Raw genomic sequence first — 19,782 nt, 5'->3', positions numbered from 1 at the left:
GGGGAGTCAGGCATGGTCAATAGAAAAGGGAAATGGTCCACCAGAATGCTGGCTGTGGTCAGTGCATTGTTTGCGATAGCTGTGATGCTGAGCGGCTGCGGAGGAGGGAACAGCAGCGTGGGAGCAGATGGAGAGGCCGTCACGATTACGTACTATACGATTGATTCGCCGGATCGTACCTTTGTCGAGCAGCTGATTCCGGACTTTGAGAAGCAGCATCCCAATATCAAGGTCAAAGTCGCCACCGCGCCGTATGAGCAGTTTGACAGCAAGCTGCAGACGATGATTGCAGGCGGCAATGCGCCGGATATTACATCTCATTTCGGCTACGGCGGGTTTGCCGAGTACTACAACAAAGACATGCTGCTGGATATGACCGATCTGCTCAAGCAGGAGGGATTTGATGCAGACAAATACAAGATTCCCAAGAACCTGATGGACATTTACCAGGTGGACGGTCATACGTACGGCATTCCGTTCAGCTCCTATGTGACACTGCTGCTGTACAACAAGGATCTGTTCGACGCTGCCGGTGTACCGTATCCGCCATCGGATTATAACGACAAGAGCTGGACGTTTGACAAAATGGTCGCTGATGCGAAGAAGCTGACCGTGCTCTCCGATGATCCGAACAAGCAGCAGTATGGACTGCAATTCGGCTGGGGAGAGCTGGATAACCGCCCATTTTACTTTGGCGCCAAGATGTATTCGGATGATACCTGGAAAAATGGCGGCATGCCGTCAGAGACCTACTTTGACTCCCCGGAAGCGATAGCAGCCTACAAGAAAATTTTCGGTCTGGTATTTGACGACAAGGTATCTCCGCCATCCGAATGGTCGGCCAGTGTAGCCGGTCAGGGCGGCGATCCGTTTGTCACCGGCAAAGTCGCCATGTCGGTCGGAGGATCGTGGATTTTGTCGGGAGCGAATGATTTCGGCTTCAATGTAGGTGTAGCAGCGGTGCCGGCTGGCGGCAATGACAAAGTCCGCAGTACATTGTTCGTCGATCCGCTCTTTATTCTCAAGGATTCCAAGCATCCGAAGGAAGCATTGACCTGGATTCAGTACCTGCTCCAGACCGATATTCAAAAGGAATCGATCGAACTGAGCGGCGGTACGCCTCCGGTCAACCAGGAAGCGGCCGAGGACTATTATGCCCACTTCAATACAATCGATCCCAAAGACCTCAAAAATGTGTACGAAGGCGCCTACGAGTACGGCTATGAATCGTTCAATCATCTGATCGCCAACTACTCCCAGATCAACGATATGATGATCAACGAAATGCAGCCGGTCCAGAATGGCAGCGCCAGGGTAGAGGATGTGATGCCGGGGGTCCAGAAGAAAATGGAAGAAATCCTCGCCCGTACCAAAAAATAAAATTCTGTCATAAATACCTGCAACTGTAGTGAGTACCGTATTCCTTCCTGTATAATGAGCACAAAAACGGATGTCAGCTTTACTGCAGTGAAGGAACTCATATTCAGTTCGCTGATACAGGAAAGACTGCATCAACGAGGAGAATACACAATGAAAGCCAGTATATTTGATGTTGCCAAACGTTCCGGTCTATCCGTGGTCACGGTATCCCGTGTGCTCAACGGTGCGGATACCGTACGGGAGAAAAATCGCCAGAAAGTGCTGGATGCGATCAAAGAGCTGGATTATCGCCCGAGTGCGGCGGCACGTTCACTGGCCCGCGGCCGGACCGGAACGATCGGCCTGATCGTCACGACACTGCATGATTCCTTCTTTGACTCGATCGCTAAGGAGATCAATGATGCGCTCGCTCTGCACGGCTATTATCTGGCGATCTCGGTATCCAGCGGATTCGGCAATGAAGAGAGCCATTATCTGATCCAGGAAGATCGGGTGGATGGATTGATCCTGCTGTCACCCGTGGAGGAAGACCGGTTTGTCGCAGAACTCAAAAAGCGCAATATTCCCTATGTGCTGATCGATAATCAGCTGCAGGAGAACAATTCGGCCTCGATCAGTGTCGATAATTTCAGCGGCGGCTATGAAGCGACCCGGCACCTGCTGGAGCTCGGGCACCGCGAGATCGCCCATCTAAGCGGTCAGGAAGTATTCCTCAGTACCCGTGAGAGGCGACAGGGCTTCCTCTGGGCGATGAAGGAAGCCGGACTGGAACCGTTTGCGATGGAACAGGGCACATATGGGGTGGAATTTGGTTATGAGATCGCGCAGAAATGGCTGAAAAGCGGCAGGCTTCCGACAGCATTGTTCGCCGGGGATGATCATATGGCGATTGGATTTATTAATGCGCTGATGCGCGAGGGCATCCGTGTGCCCGAAGATATGTCGGTAATCGGTTATGATGACCAGACGCTCGCTTCACAATTGCATCCGCTGCTGACGACGATCCGCCAGCCTGCCGATCAGATCGGGCTGGCCGCCGTCGATATGCTGCTGCGCAAAATAGACAGCAAAAATAAACGCATGAATGGACTCAAATTAAAACCGGAGCTGATTATACGAAAATCGACTGCCGCTAGAGGTGAATAATGTGAACTACTACCTGGGTATTGATGCTGGCGGAACGAAAACGCTGGCCTATGTCACCGACGACCATGGTCATCTGCTCGGCCGCGGCCTTGCAGGCAATGGCAATCATCAGGTCGCCGGACAGCTCGCTGCCGACCATATTGGGATGGCGGCGGATCAGGCGCTTCGGCAGGCCGGAATCCGGCTGGAACAGCTGGCCTTTAGCTGCTTTGGATTGGCAGGAGCTGACAGGCAGACCGATTATGACATTTTGCACCCGATGATCCGTGGTCTGGGATTTGTGAATTATGAGATTGTATGTGATACGATTATCGGCCTGCGTGCCGGAACCCGCCGACCTTATGGCCTATCCGTTATCTGCGGGACCGGAACCAACAGTGCCGGTGTCTCGCCGGATGGAGAGATTTTTCAGTGCGGAGGATTTGATTACATGTATGGCGATTTTGGAGGTGGAGGATCGCTCAGCATCGAGGTGTTTCGCACTGTAATCCGTGCATGGGATGGCAGGGAGCAGCCCACAGTGCTGACCGGGCTGCTACTGGAGATGCTCGGTTATCCGGATGTGTCGACGATGTTCAACGATTATCTGGATCATCATCGCAGTGTTCCGCTCCGGGCAGCGGAGCTATTATTTACAGCTGCCGCACGAGGAGACTCGGCAGCACTGGATATTCTTACACGTCAAGGTCGTGAGATCGGCAGGTCGGTCACGGCAATCGTTCACCGGCTCGGTATGCAGGAGGAGACATTCGATGTGGTGATGGCCGGCAGTCTACTGACCCGGGGAGACCGGGGCTGGATCAGCCCGCATATTGAATCAGCGATGAGGTCCTGTGCTCCTCATGCCTCGCTGGTCCGGCTGGATATGGAACCGGTCGTGGGAGCGATACTTCGTGCGATGGATCATACCGGTGCTACGATCCATGAGAGCGTATACAAAACGCTGCGTGAGCATGGCAGTCTGCATCCGGTATCTGCAGAGACGATTGAACCATAAACCATTAAGGACAAATTCTTTTTATCATCACATATTGTGCCGCGTGGAATAGGGAATTATGGATTTTGACTATAATACAGGATGTGATCTGATATGCAAAAAGGATTGAAAATTGCAGTGATTGGCGGCGGTTCCTCCTATACGCCCGAACTGGTGGAAGGCTTTATCCGTTATTACAGCGAACTGCCGGTACAAGAGCTGTGGCTGGTCGATATTGAGCCGGGACTGCACAAGCTGAATATTGTTGGTGAACTTGCCAAAAGGATGGTAGCTGCTTCGGGATTACCGATAAAAGTTCATTTAACAACGGATCGTAAAGCAGCTATCAAAGGTGCCGATTTTATCAGCACTCAGATGCGTGTTGGTATGTTGGATGCAAGGGCACGGGATGAGAGTATTCCGCTGAAATATGGAGTGATCGGTCAGGAGACGACCGGCCCGGGTGGAATGATGAAGGCGCTGCGTACGATACCGGTACTGCTGGACATCTGCCGGGATATCGAAGAGCTGGCGCCGGACGCCTGGTTGCTCAATTTTACCAATCCTGCCGGCATGGTGACCGAGGCGATAACGAGACACAGCAAAGTGCGCAGTGTGGGACTGTGCAATGCCCCGATCGGGATGATCAAATGGCTCACTTCCCAGTACAAAGTGACTGCCGACCGTGTATATGCCGAATTCGTGGGGCTGAACCATCTGCACTGGGTGACCCGGATTGACGTGGAAGGACAGGACAAGCTGACCGAGCTGCTGGACAGCCGTCAGGAATATGCCGCAGTCAATGTCTCCCACCAGGATTGGGATGCAGATTTCCTGCGCTCGCTGCAGGCGCTGCCATCGTATTATTTGAAATACTTCTATATGACGCCAGTCATGCTGGAGGATCAGATGCAGGCCATTCAGGGTGAAGGCAGCCGCGCCGAAGTCGTGAAAAAAGTTGAAGAAGAGCTGTTCCAGCTGTACAGCGATCCCCATTTGCAGGAGAAGCCCAAACAGCTGGAGCAGCGCGGAGGCGCCTATTATTCCGAAGCTGCCGTCAATCTGATGCGCTCCCTGTATAACGGTACCGGAGATGTACAGACGCTGAATGTGCCCAACCGGGGCATTATCGACTTTCTGCCGGATGAAGCCTGTATTGAAGTGAATTGCGTAGTAACGGCGAATGGTCCGCTGCCGATCCAACTGACCACAGTTCCCGAGCACATCAAAGGGCTGATCCATGCGGTAAAAACGTATGAGCAGCTGACGATCGAGGCAGCCATTACAGGTGACCGGGATATCGCACTGCAGGCGATGGTTCATCATCCGCTGGTGCCTTCCGTCGACACTGCCAAAGCCATGCTGGAAGAGATGCTGGAGGCGAATCGCTCTTATTTGCCGCAGTTCTGCCATAGCGAAACTGCTGACGTGGACAAAGCGCTGGTCTGATAAAAAGGTAAACGGCTGTTCATTTCACCTACCAAAATGAAGGAGGAATTCAAATGATGCGACATGTTGTCCGTAAGAGGAACACGATGAAAGCACGTCTGACCCATCTCTCCCTTGTTTTCGCAATGATTATCGCGTCCGTAGGTATGACCGGTGCCCCGGATACTGCCTATGGAGCCGGAGAGAAGAAGCCTTTTCCGCAGCAGGTTAACTATCCGGGTGTGATCAAGCCCAACCATATTACCCAGGCCCAGATGAACCGGGATGTAGCGGGTTATTATGATTACTGGAAGTCGACCTATCTCAAACATGATCTGTCTTCACTGCCGGGCGGGTATTATGTTCGCGGTGATATTACCGGCGATGCCGAAGGATTTGAGCCTCTGGGTACGTCGGAAGGACAGGGTTATGGCATGGTGATCACTGCCCTGATGGCAGGGCATGATACCAATGCCCGCACCATTTATGATGGACTGTTCAAGACGGTCAGAGCGTATCACAGCAGCGGCAATCCGGCACTGATGGGCTGGGTGGTGGCGGATGATCCAGCCGCCCAGGGTCATTTCGGATCAGCGACCGATGGTGATCTGGACATTGCCTACTCGCTTATTCTGGCGGATCGGCAGTGGGGCTCCGGCGGCGCAGTCAACTATCTGGCCGAAGCCAAAAAGATGATCAATGCGATCAAAGCCAGCTACATTACGAGCAATAACAGTATCAATCTGGGCGACTGGGATTCCAAATCCAGCTATGATACCCGTCCTTCCGACTGGATGCTCAGTCATCTGCGTGCCTATTACGATGTAACCGGTGACCAGACCTGGCTGAATGTCATCAATAATCTGTACAACAAGTACTCGCAGTTCAGCGCAGCGTACTCCCCAACGACCGGCCTGATCTCCGACTTTGTTGTTGGCAATCCGCCCAAGCCCGCACCGGAATGGTTCCTGGACGAATTCAAGGAGACCAATGAATACAATTACAATGCTTCCCGTGTACCGCTGCGTATCGTAATGGATTATGCGCTCTATGGCGATACACGCGGCCAGAATATCGTCAATAAAATGGCGGTATGGATTAAGCAGAAAACCGGCGGCAATCCGGACAATATCAAGGACGGTTACCAGCTGAACGGTAATGATCGCGGCAGTTATGCGACCGCTGTATTCGTAGCTCCGTTCATCTCGGCCAGCGTAACGGACAGCAGCCACCAGGCCTGGGTGAACAAAGGCTGGGGCTGGATGGTCACGCACAAGGAGAGTTATTTCAGTGATTCGTATAATATGCTGAACCTGCTGTTCATCTCCGGTAACTGGTGGAAGCCTTGAGAATAAACAGATAGGCTGTCGTGTCGTACATTTGTAGGATGAAGTACCATCCTGTCTGAATTCAAAGCTCGGATGAAGAGCACAGTTCGAATTGAGAGTCTCATTTCCATCCTGCACAGCAATCCATTCGCCAGACCGGGCAGCAGGGTCTGGCGAATTTGCTGTGTACTTCTTTACTATTGAACGACCCGGCAGCATGCCGAAAGTACCTTTTTTATAAAAGGAGCCGTAAGGGCATATGGTATAGTGGATACATACAGATTATCTGGCAAGACGATACCGGCCAAACAGGAGAGAAACCAATGAAATTACTTACACTGAACACCCATGCCTGGCACGAAGAGAATCAGCTGGAGAAGATCGGCCAGCTGGCTGCCTTTATTAATGAACAGCAGTTTGACATCATTGCGATGCAGGAAGTGAACCAGCTGGCTGCCGAGGAAGTGGTAGCCGAGCATGATCTGGGACGGTATTACACCGCAGATCCCGAGACGATTATTCGCAGGGATAACTATGCGTATGTGCTGCTTCAGCAGCTGGATGTGGACTATTATTGGACCTGGATTCCCGTGCATTCCGCTTCCCAGCGCAAACTGGACGAGGGGCTGGCGATTCTGTCGAGAACACCGCTGACTGATCATATGTATGGACATGTATCTCAGCTGCAGGACTACAACAATTCCAAAACCCGCAAAATCCTGGCTGTGCAGACCGAGCAGTCCGGACAGCCAGTCTGGCTGGTGAACGGTCACTTTGGCTGGTGGAATGATGAGATCGAGCCGTTCCGCCAGCAGTGGGATGAAGCCGAGAAGCTGCTGGAGCCGTATCAGGATCAACTGCTGTTCTTCCTCGGAGACTTCAACAATGTAGCCGAGATTCGCGGCGAAGGGTACGATTATATGATGAAGCAGATCTGGCACGATACCTACACAGCCGCATCCGTCAAAGACGATGGCCACACTGTCGTCAAATCCATCGCCGGCTGGGAAGGCAATGCGCGCAATCTGCGGATCGACTACATTTATGCCAACCGCCCTGTACAGGTGCAATCTTCGCATGTCGCTCTTAACGGTGTGAATGGTGCAGTGGTGTCGGACCATTTTGGTGTGATGGCTGTGGTGGATATTTAAGGCATGGGAAAAGAAAGAACGGTGAGTTTTCTTATAAAGCTATCAAGCGCCGATAAAAGGGACTTCCTCGTGATCCCCGTCTTTCCGAATCACTGAACGAAAAGTGAATACTAAGTGCAAATAAACAAATACAAATAAAAGAAGGCTTTTTCTTAATGCAATGATGGATGTTGCTTAAAGAGAAAGCCTTCTTTAATAAAGCTGCCATTTTTTGATCCCTATTGTAAATGTAATGTAATAGAAAAACGATACCAAAATGGTACTTTATGGTAAAATCAAATTGTCTTATACGCCAATAGCCGCATGAAATACGACTACATCGAAGATAAAGGAGAATAATTAATGAGAAATAAAAAATGGATCATTTCACTCACCTCAGGAATAGTGATAAGCGGAATAACGATATTTGTCTATGCCCATTCATTTGCAGCCGAGATGCAGCAGGTGACACATGCTCCGCGGCAGCAGGTCGAGACGTATACGGCACCGGTCGTAAAGTCGGATCGTTACCCGAATATGATTGATTCCAATGTCCCGCTGCCGGTATATTTTAATGTGACCGCCGATTATAAGCTGAATATTCCGACAAATTTGGCAAACAAGCAAGGATCAACTTCTGCAGAAAACAGCTCACTTTATCAGGATGATCCTGACAATCCGATTACTGTGCTCAAGCGCACTCATGGAGGAATCACCGGCAAGGATAATCAACTAGTAACAATTACATACGGACTTCAAGACGGTAAATCAGAGATACGTGTCAGTCAATCTTTTAATGAAGGTACCAACGGCAAGCCGGTAACGATCGAAGCGTGGAAAAAGGGCTTTGACGATCCGGCAACCGTGCTTACCGAGTTGGAGATCAACGGTCATCATGTGCTTACGGAAGAAACGAATCATATCCGCAGACAAGTGTTCCTTTTTACAAACGATTACTTTTATGCGGTAAACAATGCTGGTGGCAACGCGACTATGGAGCAGCTACTCTATGTAGCCAGTCAGATTAAGGTGAACTGACAATCAGGAGTAAATACATCTTCATTTTGGGCTATGCGTATAAAGTAAAAAAAGCGTGCTTGTTCTCCTGAACAAATCACGCTTTTTGCATATTCGTTTTTGCAAACTCAATTGTAGATGCCTTTAACTTTTTATACCTCAACCCACTCGCGCCGCAGACTGAACAGGCTCTGCAGTTCGTCATTGGACAGCTCGGTAATCCAGCCTTCCGATGTGGAGATGATATTGTTGCTGAGCTGCTGTTTGCTTTCCAGCATCTCGTCGATGCGTTCCTCCAGTGTCCCGAGAGAGATGAACTTGTGTACCTGTACATCCCGGGTCTGGCCCATTCGGTATGCCCGGTCGGTCGCCTGATTCTCTACGGCCGGGTTCCACCAGCGGTCGACGTGGAAGACGTGATTGGCGGCGGTTAGATTGAGGCCGACGCCGCCTGCCTTGAGAGACAGAATGAATATATTCGGTTCGCCCGGAGACTGGAACTGCTCGATCATCCGGTCGCGTGCCGTTTTGGAAGTACTGCCGTTCAGGTACAGTACCGATTCGCCCAGATCTTCGCTGAGTACCCGCTGAATGATCTGCCCCATACCGATATATTGGGTGAAAATCAGGCATTTCTCGTCTTTGGAGCGCAGCTCGCGCACCATTTCCAGCAGCCTTTCCATCTTGGCGGAGCGGCTGACCAGCGCATCCAGATCTTCCGGTACATCCTCTACTTCCGGCGCATCGGGGTCCGGTGTCTGGACGCGGGTGTGCAGCAGTGCCGGATGGTCGCAGATCTGCTTGAGCTGGGTCAGTGCAGACAGGATCGCGCCTTTGCGCTTCATGCCTTCCAGATCGTTCATATGCTGCATCAGCTGGTTGACCGCCTGATCGTACATAACACCCTGCTCCGGCGTAAGATTGATGTAGGTTTTCATTTCGTTTTTCTCCGGCAGATTGAGCTGGATATTCGGGTCCTTTTTCGTCCGGCGCAGCATGAACGGCTTGACCAGCTTTTGCAGATCCAGTGTTCGCTGCTCGTCCTGCTCTTTTTCAATGGCCTGGGCGAACCGGTCCTGGAATCCTTTCATGCTGCCCAGATAGCCGGGAGTGATAAAGTCATAGATCGACCACAATTCGGCCAACCGATTCTCGATCGGTGTACCGGTCAGTGCGACACGGTGCAATGCCGACAGACTGCGTACCGTCTGGGACTGGCGGGTCTGGGCATTTTTGATATTTTGCGCTTCATCCAGACAGATGGTTGCCCATGTTACCCCCTGCAGCAGCTCCTGATCGAGCGATGCGGTGGCATATGACGTCAGGATTACATCATGATCGTTAACCAATCGGTGAAAGGCTTCACCGGACAAGCGTTTACTGCCATAGTGCAGTGCGACCTTAAGTGATGGGGCAAAGCGCATAATTTCCTTTTGCCAGTTGCCGAGAACCGATGTCGGGCAGACGACCAGTGAGGTCGGATTGGATACCGCCGGGCTGACCTGAAGCATGGCAGCAGATGCAGCTGGGTCTGTATCCATGGTCTGCTGGCTGCCGACTGCGTTTACCGGTTCGGCATCGGTCATCTTGCTGATAAGCTCTTTTTCATCCGAGACAGGCGTGATTTCTGCTGCCGCTGCCAGCTGGGTATGCCGCATTTCTTCTTCAGCCGTCTCCCTCAGCAGACGGGACAGCCGCAGCGTCTCGGAAGCGGCATCTTCCTTGATATGCAGCAGATAGGTGATCAGCTGGATCGTTTTGCCGAGACCCATATCGTCGGCGAGACAGGCACCGAGTCCGAACCGACGCAGGAACGACAGCCAGGAGAATCCTTCCTGCTGATACGGCCGCAGCTGGGCGTTTAGACTGGCAGGCACCGGGATGAGAGGCATGTCATTTTGCTGGCTGATCTGGCTGATCAGTCCGGCGAGATGTTCATTCAGCTCCACTTCGATCTCGATCCGCTGGTTCTCTTCTTCTTCCGCTTCGACTTCTTCCTCTTTGGCAGCACGGCTCTGCCGCATTAGATGCAGCTGCAGTACATCCTGAAAGGACAGCCCGCGCCGCCGGTCGATTCCATTCATCGCGCGGCGAATCTGTTCCAGCAGTTCCGGATCGAGTACAATCCACTGGCCGCGGAACAGGGCGAGACGCTCCTGTTTCTCCGCCAGTTCGGCGAATTCTTCTTCGGTCAGCTCGGTCTCCCCAATCGAGACCCGCCAGTCAAAGTCGATCAGCGCATCCAGTCCAAAGAATGATTTGCCGGTGCGTTTCTCTTCGTCCTCGCTGACCTTGGCTTTGAGCTTCGGCCGCTTGCGCCGGGCAGCTTCCCACCACGCCGGCAGCAGCACCAGCCAGCCGGATTGCAGCAGCCGATTGCTGTACTGGGACAGGAAGCGCCACGCCTGTTCATTATTGAGCGTTCGGCCGATCATATCATCGGATGTCGCAAACTGCGTCACTGGCAGAACCGCACGCAGCTGCTCTCGCCAGCCGGCAGAGCGATCACGCACATGATGTTCCCATCCCGCCGGCCAATCGCCTTCCGCATGGCCGTTCATTTCCAGCCGTACGGGTACCAGATGGGTCTCGTCCGCTTTGTCCTGCAGTACCAATCGCAGCCGCCAGCCGCTGTTCGTATCCTCGGGTTCCAGCAGTTGCAGTGCCGGACGGAAAGGAGCTGTATCGCTTTTCCAGCCGATCGATACGAGCCAGGTATTCTCATCCAGCCCGGCGGTGCTGTTATTCCGGTCAAATAACTGCGGATATTCCCGGCGCAGATCTGCGGCTTCCGCTTCATTATTGTAATAACGTTCAAATACCGATGCCGAGAACGCCGCCTGCAATCCCTGCAGAAAGCTGTTATCCGCTTCTTTCAGTATCGTCTGGATTTCAGCCTTTTGGCGGTTCCGTCCGGCGGATTTGATCACTTCATCCGTATCCCACTGCCACTGCAGTTTGCCGCGGCGGTAGGCGGTCAGGCTCGGCATATACTTTTTGTTGTCGAGGCTGGAGAGCAGATAGGGAGCCAGCATACGCAGCTGGGCGGCATCGCCTTCCCACTGCCAGTTCACATGATGCAGCAGCTTCTGATCGGCAAAGAACGAGATCACCTGCTCCGCAGGCAGAATGATCAACTCCACCTCCGGCGTATGTTCCACCTGAAGCTCTGTACCGTAAAAGGAAGGCTCGTGCCAGGCAAACAGCAGATGCTTGAGATACATCGCCGGGACGAATCCGTACGCTTCTTTGGAACCGTAGATCAGAGCATCGCCGTATTCGCTGATCCCCGCCTGTATCGTGATATTTTGCAAATAATGGCTCATGGAATCAGTTTTCCTTTCCGTAATTCTTCCTGAAGAGCGCGCAGGCGGCTGTGCCGTCCGGTGAACTGCTCCATGAACTGTTCCCAGCGCTCTTCCTGTTTGATTTTTTTGTATAGTTTGGACAGGCGTTTGAGCAGCTTCACTGCCGCTTTGTAGCCGTCCCTGTTTTTCTGGGCCATATGACGCTCCACCGCCTGATGGTAAAAGGGCAGAAGCATTTCCGGGGCATTCATTTCCAGCGGCTTTAGCTCGGTCACCTTGTAACCCGCCGGGTCCTTGCCCGAGGAGAGCTGATAATCCATCCACTGCTGCCATTTGCCGTATTCCAGCAGCTTATCTTCGTAAAGGCGTCCGCCAAGCGGCAGCAGACTCTCCAGTACGGTCCACATGTGGCCTTCCGCTTCCGGCTGATGGCGGATTGCCTGTTCCCAGTAGTCGCCGTAGCGGTGCAGATCCGAGTACTGCCGCCGCAGAATCGGAGCGAGCGCGATGAGCCATTTGACCATGCGCGGCCACTGCTCGTCCTGCTCCAGCTCTGCGAGTACATCCGGCAGCCGTTCGGGATAAAAGTCATGCCGATCTGCAGCCTGCTGCAGCGTCTCCAGTGCCTGATCGTCCTGTCCCAGCTGGAAATAAATATAGCTCTGCGCCAGCAGCAATGTAGCTTCAAATGAACTGCTGACTCTTCGTATACCCATCTGCGGCTCTTCCTGAGGAACAGACTGTTCCAGTGCAGAGAGCTCCGCGCCGAGCAGCTGCTGTCCACGATCCAGCGGGAGAACCCAGCTGCGCCAGAACCGATAGTAGCAGGACAGCAGCGCATACGAATCCCGAACTTCCGCCAGCATTTCGCGCCGGATATACGAGAGTGTATCGGTGAGCAGTCGATTATCCTGCTCTTTTTGCAGAGCAGGCAGCGGCTGGGTGAGCTGGGCTTCCAGCAGGTTCTGCATTTCGGTCACTGCGAGCCGGGTATGGTAGCCGAGCGAGAGCGGAGTGGAGCCGGTAATTTTGTGGGTAGGCAGCATGACGCTGCGATAGATCAGCAGCAGTACATTGAGCCGGTATAGGGTTTGTGCTGCCGGTGACAGCTCTGGCTGATGCTGCAGCAGCAACTGCAGCGCCTGCTCGGTATAGTGAACATTGCGAATATTGTCTTCCAGCGGAATTAGCTGCTTTTGCATCTGCTGATGCCAGATAGAGACGGAGTGTCCATCAGAATGCAAAGCGGCATCTGTATGTGTTGTATCTCTAGGTTCCATAGGGTTCATTTCTCCTGCAATAAAGTCGGAATTAATATCCCCTTATTATATCATTGGAAAGTTATGAAATTGGTGTGATCTGATAAAAATATGTAATTGTTCTTCAATGGGTATCGTTGATATGACTGCTGTACAGGGCAGAGAGCAGCAGTGGAATTCCATTTTGATCATAATGTGACATATACATCATAAAATTTTGCCAAAATCCCTTCTAAACTAGCGCTGTTCTCTCAATATTCACCTTTGAAGCCGATATATCTTGTAATGGATAAATAATACGGAAAGATAGGGGTTCACCAGGGAAGGCGATGATTGTGCCGCATCCCTGTTTGCTATCTCATCTGAAAGGAGGATAACATATGGATTTTCACCAGTCGCTGCTTTCCAGCCTGAACGACCAGTCCCAGCTGCGTACCTTGATCGATCTGATTCCCGAATTTATCGTGCTCAAGGACGGACAGGGATGCTGGCTCGTATGCAATAAGCTGGTTATGGATATTTACAGTCTGGAGCTGGAAGATTATCTGAATCGTACCGATCTGGAGATCGCCCGTTACCGCCCGCAGTATACGGCGATTTTCGAATACAATCATCAAACGGATGAGCAGGCTTGGGCCAAAGGCTCACCGCTGCTGGTCGAAAAGTCATTTGTTGCTCCTGACGGTGTACACCGCATATGGGAAGTCATGAAGACGCCCATTTTCGATGAATATGGCAATCGGCATCGGCTGGTCATCGTGAGCCGGGACGTAACCGAACGCAAAAAGGCAGAAGCAGCACTGCTCGCCAGCCAGGAACAGTACAGACTGATCGCCGAGAATATGTCGGATGTCATTACCATGATGACCCCGGAGCGGCGGCTTCAGTATGTCTCCCCTTCGCTGGAGTCGATGCTGGGCTATTCGCCTGAGGAGTTTTATCAACAGGAGCGCTTTTCGATGCTGCACCCGGAGGATCTCGACCGCTTTATTGCCTCTTTTGAAAAGGTTGTGGCTGAACGTGCTGCCCACCTCAAGGAAGAATGTCGTTACCGTCATGCATCAGGGCATTATATCTGGTTTGAAATGAATATGACCTATGTAGCCCGCAGCGGAGAAGATACCGATTATGTGCTAATCGTATCCCGTAACATTATGGAGCGTAAAAATCATGAGCAGCAGCTGCGCTCGCTTGCCTATATGGACCCGCTGACCGGTGTGCCCAACCGCCGCTATCTGGTGAGCCAGATGCATCAGGATATGCAGACCACAATTGATAATGGAACCCTGCTGGGAGTTCTTTATCTGGATATTGACCGATTCAAAGAAGTGAATGATACGCTGGGACACGAAGCGGGTGATGAGCTGCTTGTACAGCTGGTGAAGCGTATAGCTGGAGAGCTCGGACCCATGGACACGATTGCCCGGATTGGTGGCGACGAATTTGTGGTTATTTTGCCGTTGATTACAACACGCAGCTGCATTGAAGAAATCGCCAACCGGATATGCTGGCATCTTCAGCAGCCATGGATGCTTCAATCGCAGCCGGTTGTGACAGGATCTTCAATCGGAGTAGCGGTGTATCCGCAGGATGGAGTAGAGGCGGAAGAGCTGCTGCGTTATGCCGACAAGGCGCTATATAATGCCAAGCGATGCGGCCGGGGACAGGTACGCTTTTACAAAGATCATAGATAAGCATGATGACCGCCAGAGTATGATATGCTGGCGGTTTTGTAATGTAGGCCGGATCATTGGCTGCATCTCTATACTCTATATCGTTACAGCAGCATCAGAATAACGAGCATAATCAGCAGGATCATGATGAATCCCAGCGCCGCCACGACAAACCAGATCAGCACACTGGTTGATTGAAAGCTCCCGTTGTTAATACCGCGCCGCTTGCGGAAATAGCTGTGTGTCGCAAGGCCGAAGACACAGCCGCCCATCAGCACGGCACCGATCCCGCCGATCGAAGCGATCAGATGACCGGTGTGCGCAAACATTTCCGAGCGAAAGGTCAGTCCCGGTGCGAGAAAGCCGATGCCGAGAATGGCGAGACTGGTGCGAATCCAGGCGAGATAGGTTCGTTCATTGGCCAGGTGCTGCTGGGTATATTTCGATTCGTTGGCCGGTTCGGTGTGAGAGGAATCAGGCATACGTATCGCTCCTTAGTTATAGTAATAACGGCGTCTTTTCCCGAAGCTTTCCATTCTGGTATGATAAGCGAAGTAAAGGCGGCTGAATACATATATAGATTATGTTTAACCGTAAAATGGATTTGTATGACAATGCATTGATCATAAAGACTGCTGCTCTATCTAGGACAAGCTTCAATGAGGTGAAAATTTCATGGAAATCAGCAGCTGCGAATGCAGCATATTCGCCTGCCCATAACCGGGTTACGCAAAACATTTTGTCCCGTAAATATGAATTATGTGATAGCATAAAAAGACAAAATCAGACATTTGGGATACAGCTATAATGTAAACGCTATCAATATGACGAAGTGCATATTACACTGCAGTACAGTGAGTGCTGCAGACATATAGACAGAGCGATCCGCAGATAAACAGGAATTTTCGGCATGCTCGTAATCGAACGTACAACCGAGGCATCTGGTGATATAGGGAGTGTCTGAATGAAAGAATTATGCAAAATATTGATCGTAGATGATGAAGTGCTGGTCCGTCAGGGAATCAAGCATTATCTGGTATGGGAACAATATGGATTTCAGATTATCGGCGAAGCTTCCAACGGTAGGGAAGCACTGGATCTGATCGATGAGCTGCAGCCTCACATTGTCATTACGGATATCGTAATGCCGGTTATGGACGGCGAGGAGTTCACCCGGATCGTCAAGCAGAACTACCCGGAGATTGAAGTGATCGTGCTCAGCAGCTATGGGGAATTCAGCTATGTGCGCTCCACGTTCCAGAGTGGGGTAGCCGACTATATTCTCAAGCCCAAGCTGGAGACGCAGGAGCTGCTGCAGGTTTTGCAAAAGACTGCCCGGCGCATCCCTTCCATTGCCTATGACGAAGCGGCCGACGATGAGCAGGTAACTGTCGATCATATTATCGAGAAGCTGGTTGCCGGATACGAGATGGACTATGACCCCGAGATGATCGCCATTCATTTTCCATATAACAGCTATACACTGGTCGGCATTCAGCCACAGCAGCTGCGTACATCCGGCAGCGAACTTACCCTGCAGCAAAAAAGCAGCTATGTCTCCGCCATTAGCGGCCGGTTGGCTGAATGTATCGAGTCCGCCGGTGTACCGGTCAGTTTTCGCCCGGTAGCAGCTGATCCTCAACTGATTATATTTCTATTAAATATGAATTCGGGTGACGAGAACTTTATGACTGCGCAGATTCGGGAGCTTGCCCAGGCGCAGGGAGCGGAGGAGCAGCAGACAGCCTGGGCGATGGGCGAGGCCTTTACCCGTATTGACCAGCTGGGAGTCGTTTACCATCAGCTGGTCAAACTGCTGGAATATCGTTTTTATTTTCCGGAGCGAATACTTATGGTCGAAGCGGAGCTGGGTGAACCTGTATCGCTTCCGGGAGCGTTTAATCTGAAGCAGTTTGCCGAGGAGATGCGGCGCGAGAACTTTGAGTCGGCATTTACCGAGCTGGGCACCTATGTCCAGGCGATGGCCGGCAATTACCGAGCCACACCGTTCGAGCTCAAATCCTTTCTCGGCAACATTATATTTAATATTATTACGCTGCTGGGCAACCAGGATTATGACGTCAAGCAGCTGGATGAAGAGAAATATGACTATTTCCGGGAAATTAACGATGCTGTTCATGTAGAGGCCACTGTGGCGGTATTGAACGAGTTTCTGGATCGGGTGAGTCTGCAGATTCAGTCCCGTTCCTCCCAGAATGGCAGTGCCAATATGAAGATGCTGCTGGAGTATATCGAGGAACATTATGCAGAGCCGCTTAGCCTGACCGGATTGGGACAGCATTTTCATTTCAATCCGTCATATCTGTCGAGCTACTTCACGACGCATACCAAGGAAGGATTCAGCGAGCATCTCAACAAGATCCGGGTGGAAAAGGCTGCCGAGATGCTGCGCACCGACAGTTATTCCATTTCCGAGATCAGCGGCAAGGTCGGCTATTCGGATCACAGCTATTTCACCAAAGTATTCAAAAAGTGGACTGGATTATCCCCGAGCCAGTACCGCCGTCAACATGTACGTGGCTGACCTGCCGCCTGCCGTCGCATACCCGAACAGAAAATGAGTGTGAAGCCAGATGAATTGGAAGAAATATGTGCTCCGGTTTGAGCAGCAGGGATTATTTTTCAAATTGTTTATCGTGATGGTTGTCAGCATTATCGCCGTCTGCCTGCTAACCTCACTGGTGACGATACGAATGTCGGAACGATTGTTCACAGAGACATTCAGCATTACCAATTCCAAAGTGCTTAATCAGATCAAGAGCAGCATGGAATCATTTAACGATTCGATTGTAAATGGAGTAAGCCATGCCTCCCAGAACGGCACCGTCAAAAATTACCTGACCAGCGGAGAGAGCGACTCCATTACCATGTCCAGCTCCTATTTCGCCATGGGACAGCAGATGAAGCAGATCAAGTCAAACGTGGATGCTTATGATGTAGGCATAATCGTGAGCGGTGTCAATGGACGCAGCTACTCGTCTGACTGGTCCTACTGGCCGGTCGATCCGGCGCAACTGGCCAAAAGCAAGCTGACCGAACGCACAATAGCCGAACCAAAGCGGCTGATGTACCAGTATGATGAAGAATCCGCTCAGTCCCGAATGCTCAAGGACAGATATATCGTAGCCTCCAAAGCCTTAATGGAGCGCACCAGCGGATTTCTGTACGGTACCATTTATATCGCGATCAAGGAGCAGGAATTCAAACGCTTCTATAGTAACTTTACGAGTACCGGCAGCGATGTGCTGATCCTGGATGCCAATGGCCGGATCATCTCCAGCAATCAGGAGCAGCTGATAGGCACCTTTTCCCCGGATCTGCTCGGTTATGCCAAAGAAATTAACAAGCAAAAGCTCAATTATAAAAATGCTGACGTGATGGGCAAAAATCATATCATCCTGTCCAACTATATCCCGTCCTATAATATCTACCTGGTCAATATGATCGACCGCGAGTATGCTGTCGGTCAGATCGTCAATGTGCGGGATATTGCGCTGATCTGTATCGGCATCGTCATGGCGGCGCTGCTGACCGTCTTCCTGATCTCCAGACGGCTCACCCAGTCACTGACCCGGCTGGTACGCCAGATGTCGACCATTACGGAAAAGGACTTTGGCAATTATGTGCATGTGACCGGCAGCTATGAAGTGCAGGAGCTGAGCCGTGCATTTAATTATATGCTCGATGAACTGAACGATTATATTGCCCGTCTGCTCCAGACACAGAAAGAACAGCGCAATGCCGAGCTGGCTGCCCTGCAGCGGCAGATCAATCCTCATTTCCTGTACAATACTCTGGCATCGATCAAGATGCTGGTGCAAAAAGGCAACAAGGATACCGCCGCTGAGACGATCAACGCGCTAATCTCGCTGCTGCAGAATACGATCAGCAACGTCAGCGAGACGATCACCATCGAGCAGGAACTGAATAATATGAAGAACTATGTATTCATCAATCATGTGCGCTATGGCAACAAGGTACAGGTCAATTACTTTGTCTCCCCGGATTGCATGGAGTATCATGTACCCAAGCTGATTATCCAGCCGTTTATCGAGAATGCCTTTTTCCATGCCTTTAATGAAAAAGGTGCCGGAGTGATCTATATCCTCGTCTCCAGGCTGGAGGATACGCTCGTCTGTGAAGTGGTCGACAATGGAGACGGCATGGAAGGCCTCGAACAGGGCGAGCAAAGCGTACTGCCTAATCCGAAAAGCAAACGCCAGCTGTTTACCGGAATCGGCATCCAGAATGTACACCATCGCATCACTCTTCTATATGGAGAACAATACGGCGTCACCATCTCCAGCAAAAAAGGAGAAGGCACCAAAGTCAAAATCACTCTGCCCCTGATTGTTGAACAGCAATAGAGAGCAGAATATGGATAATAAGAAATATGGAATTACAGTATATAGAAGGAATACGGGAGCTATCCGTCAATTAGCATTATAGAAATAATAAAAAGATACATCCACTTTGATTTGCCGGAAGAGCAAAGTGGATGTATCTTTTTATATACGCTTATATCGCGTAGTCATAACAACTTACTATGTAATAATAGCTTCACTGCTATTTTGCTTGCCACCCTGAAGTGAAAGCACAATGCTGCATAGCTAATCCATAAAAGAATACTACAGCGATATGCAGCAGAAGAGTGGTATAAGCAAACCGAGGGTGATAGGCAGATTATAATAGAGTACAAGCCAACAAATGAGAGTAGAGTCTATGTAACACAGTTCTTCTGTGAAAACCATATTGGACATCGAACCGATTTATTACATGCAGGAAATGAATGCCTTATTATTTAAGAAGCAGCTTTGACAGCTAAACGAAGCAGCTCTAAAAGCTGAATCATCAACAGAAAAAGAGTCAGAAATAGAGAGTATAAAATTAATTCAAAAAAGGTGTTGCAATAAAAATACGCACATGCTATACTCTAATTCCGGCCAAGAAATAGCCGGTCATCATGAAAGCACACAGCACCATGTGCTGAATCATCATCAAAAACTTCTTCAAAAAAAGTTGTTGACAGATGATTGCCGACATGATAAGATATAAAAGTTGTCACCGAGAGACACGGCGACGATGAAAAAGACTTTGATCTTTGAAAACTGAACAA

The 19,782-nt window shown here is 50.9% G+C and carries 13 protein-coding genes; 10 read left to right on the top strand and 3 right to left on the bottom strand.

What is annotated here, in order from left to right:
* Positions 1-12: 12 nt before the first annotated feature.
* The 7 genes from WH45_RS20105 to WH45_RS20075 all read left to right on the top strand — a co-directional run bounded on the left by WH45_RS20105 (position 13) and on the right by WH45_RS20075 (position 8,426).
* Entirely contained in the window at positions 13-1,380 is a 1,368-nt protein-coding gene (locus WH45_RS20105; protein ID WP_046216218.1) for an ABC transporter substrate-binding protein, read from the top strand.
* Positions 1,381-1,530: 150 nt separating this feature from the next.
* Entirely contained in the window at positions 1,531-2,526 is a 996-nt protein-coding gene (locus tag WH45_RS20100) for a LacI family DNA-binding transcriptional regulator (protein WP_046216217.1), read from the top strand.
* A 1-nt stretch (position 2,527) separates the two neighbouring features.
* The gene (locus tag WH45_RS20095) at positions 2,528-3,523 is read left to right on the top strand and encodes an N-acetylglucosamine kinase (RefSeq protein ID WP_046216216.1); all 996 of its coding nucleotides are present in this window, start codon (positions 2,528-2,530) and stop codon (positions 3,521-3,523) included.
* A 93-nt stretch (positions 3,524-3,616) separates the two neighbouring features.
* Positions 3,617-4,951, top strand: a complete 1,335-nt coding sequence (locus WH45_RS20090) for a 6-phospho-beta-glucosidase (protein WP_046216215.1) — start codon at positions 3,617-3,619, stop codon at positions 4,949-4,951.
* A 56-nt stretch (positions 4,952-5,007) separates the two neighbouring features.
* Positions 5,008-6,279: a family 8 glycosyl hydrolase gene (locus WH45_RS20085; protein WP_046216293.1), complete on the top strand. Its 1,272-nt coding sequence runs from the start codon at positions 5,008-5,010 to the stop codon at positions 6,277-6,279.
* Positions 6,280-6,581: 302 nt separating this feature from the next.
* Positions 6,582-7,409: an endonuclease/exonuclease/phosphatase family protein gene (locus WH45_RS20080; RefSeq protein ID WP_046216214.1), complete on the top strand. Its 828-nt coding sequence runs from the start codon at positions 6,582-6,584 to the stop codon at positions 7,407-7,409.
* A 342-nt stretch (positions 7,410-7,751) separates the two neighbouring features.
* Positions 7,752-8,426: a hypothetical protein gene (locus WH45_RS20075; protein WP_046216213.1), complete on the top strand. Its 675-nt coding sequence runs from the start codon at positions 7,752-7,754 to the stop codon at positions 8,424-8,426.
* 131 nt (positions 8,427-8,557) lie between these two features.
* On the opposite strand, the gene WH45_RS20070 is transcribed toward WH45_RS20075, so the two are convergent.
* Together WH45_RS20070 and WH45_RS20065 are read right to left on the bottom strand one after the other, a co-directional pair.
* Entirely contained in the window at positions 8,558-11,731 is a 3,174-nt protein-coding gene (locus tag WH45_RS20070; RefSeq protein ID WP_046216212.1) for a DEAD/DEAH box helicase, read from the bottom strand.
* Complete coding sequence (locus WH45_RS20065) at positions 11,728-12,993, bottom strand: hypothetical protein (protein ID WP_052723884.1); 1,266 nt, start codon at positions 12,991-12,993, stop codon at positions 11,728-11,730. The genes WH45_RS20070 and WH45_RS20065 overlap by 4 nt, the downstream gene beginning before the upstream one ends.
* A 359-nt stretch (positions 12,994-13,352) precedes the next feature.
* Here WH45_RS20065 and WH45_RS20060 point away from each other — a divergent pair, with 359 nt between their 5' ends.
* Positions 13,353-14,666: a diguanylate cyclase domain-containing protein gene (locus WH45_RS20060; protein ID WP_046216211.1), complete on the top strand. Its 1,314-nt coding sequence runs from the start codon at positions 13,353-13,355 to the stop codon at positions 14,664-14,666.
* Positions 14,667-14,749: 83 nt separating this feature from the next.
* Here WH45_RS20060 and WH45_RS20055 read toward each other — a convergent pair whose 3' ends face one another.
* Entirely contained in the window at positions 14,750-15,127 is a 378-nt protein-coding gene (locus WH45_RS20055) for a YidH family protein (RefSeq protein ID WP_046216210.1), read from the bottom strand.
* Positions 15,128-15,609: 482 nt separating this feature from the next.
* Here WH45_RS20055 and WH45_RS20050 point away from each other — a divergent pair, with 482 nt between their 5' ends.
* Both WH45_RS20050 and WH45_RS20045 read left to right on the top strand, forming a co-directional pair.
* A complete protein-coding gene (locus WH45_RS20050; protein ID WP_046216209.1) occupies positions 15,610-17,190 on the top strand; it encodes a response regulator transcription factor in 1,581 nt (526 codons plus the stop codon).
* 49 nt (positions 17,191-17,239) lie between these two features.
* Positions 17,240-19,033: a sensor histidine kinase gene (locus WH45_RS20045; protein ID WP_046216208.1), complete on the top strand. Its 1,794-nt coding sequence runs from the start codon at positions 17,240-17,242 to the stop codon at positions 19,031-19,033.
* Positions 19,034-19,782: the final 749 nt, after the last annotated feature.

Origin of the sequence: Paenibacillus wulumuqiensis (genome assembly GCF_000971965.1) — a bacterium.
Taxonomy (GTDB): Bacteria; Bacillota; Bacilli; order Paenibacillales; family Paenibacillaceae; genus Saccharibacillus; species Saccharibacillus wulumuqiensis.
This window is presented reverse-complemented; position numbering and strand designations above follow the sequence as displayed.

Coding starts and splice junctions, on each gene's coding strand:
- WH45_RS20060 (WP_046216211.1), top strand. CDS start 13,353: ATGGATTTTCACCAGTCGCTGCTTTCCAGCCTGAACGACCAGTCCCAG.
- WH45_RS20090 (WP_046216215.1), top strand. CDS start 3,617: ATGCAAAAAGGATTGAAAATTGCAGTGATTGGCGGCGGTTCCTCCTAT.
- WH45_RS20080 (WP_046216214.1), top strand. CDS start 6,582: ATGAAATTACTTACACTGAACACCCATGCCTGGCACGAAGAGAATCAG.
- WH45_RS20100 (WP_046216217.1), top strand. CDS start 1,531: ATGAAAGCCAGTATATTTGATGTTGCCAAACGTTCCGGTCTATCCGTG.
- WH45_RS20070 (WP_046216212.1), bottom strand. CDS start 11,731: ATGAGCCATTATTTGCAAAATATCACGATACAGGCGGGGATCAGCGAA.
- WH45_RS20055 (WP_046216210.1), bottom strand. CDS start 15,127: ATGCCTGATTCCTCTCACACCGAACCGGCCAACGAATCGAAATATACC.
- WH45_RS20045 (WP_046216208.1), top strand. CDS start 17,240: ATGAATTGGAAGAAATATGTGCTCCGGTTTGAGCAGCAGGGATTATTT.
- WH45_RS20105 (WP_046216218.1), top strand. CDS start 13: ATGGTCAATAGAAAAGGGAAATGGTCCACCAGAATGCTGGCTGTGGTC.
- WH45_RS20075 (WP_046216213.1), top strand. CDS start 7,752: ATGAGAAATAAAAAATGGATCATTTCACTCACCTCAGGAATAGTGATA.
- WH45_RS20065 (WP_052723884.1), bottom strand. CDS start 12,993: ATGGAACCTAGAGATACAACACATACAGATGCCGCTTTGCATTCTGAT.
- WH45_RS20085 (WP_046216293.1), top strand. CDS start 5,008: ATGCGACATGTTGTCCGTAAGAGGAACACGATGAAAGCACGTCTGACC.
- WH45_RS20050 (WP_046216209.1), top strand. CDS start 15,610: ATGAAAGAATTATGCAAAATATTGATCGTAGATGATGAAGTGCTGGTC.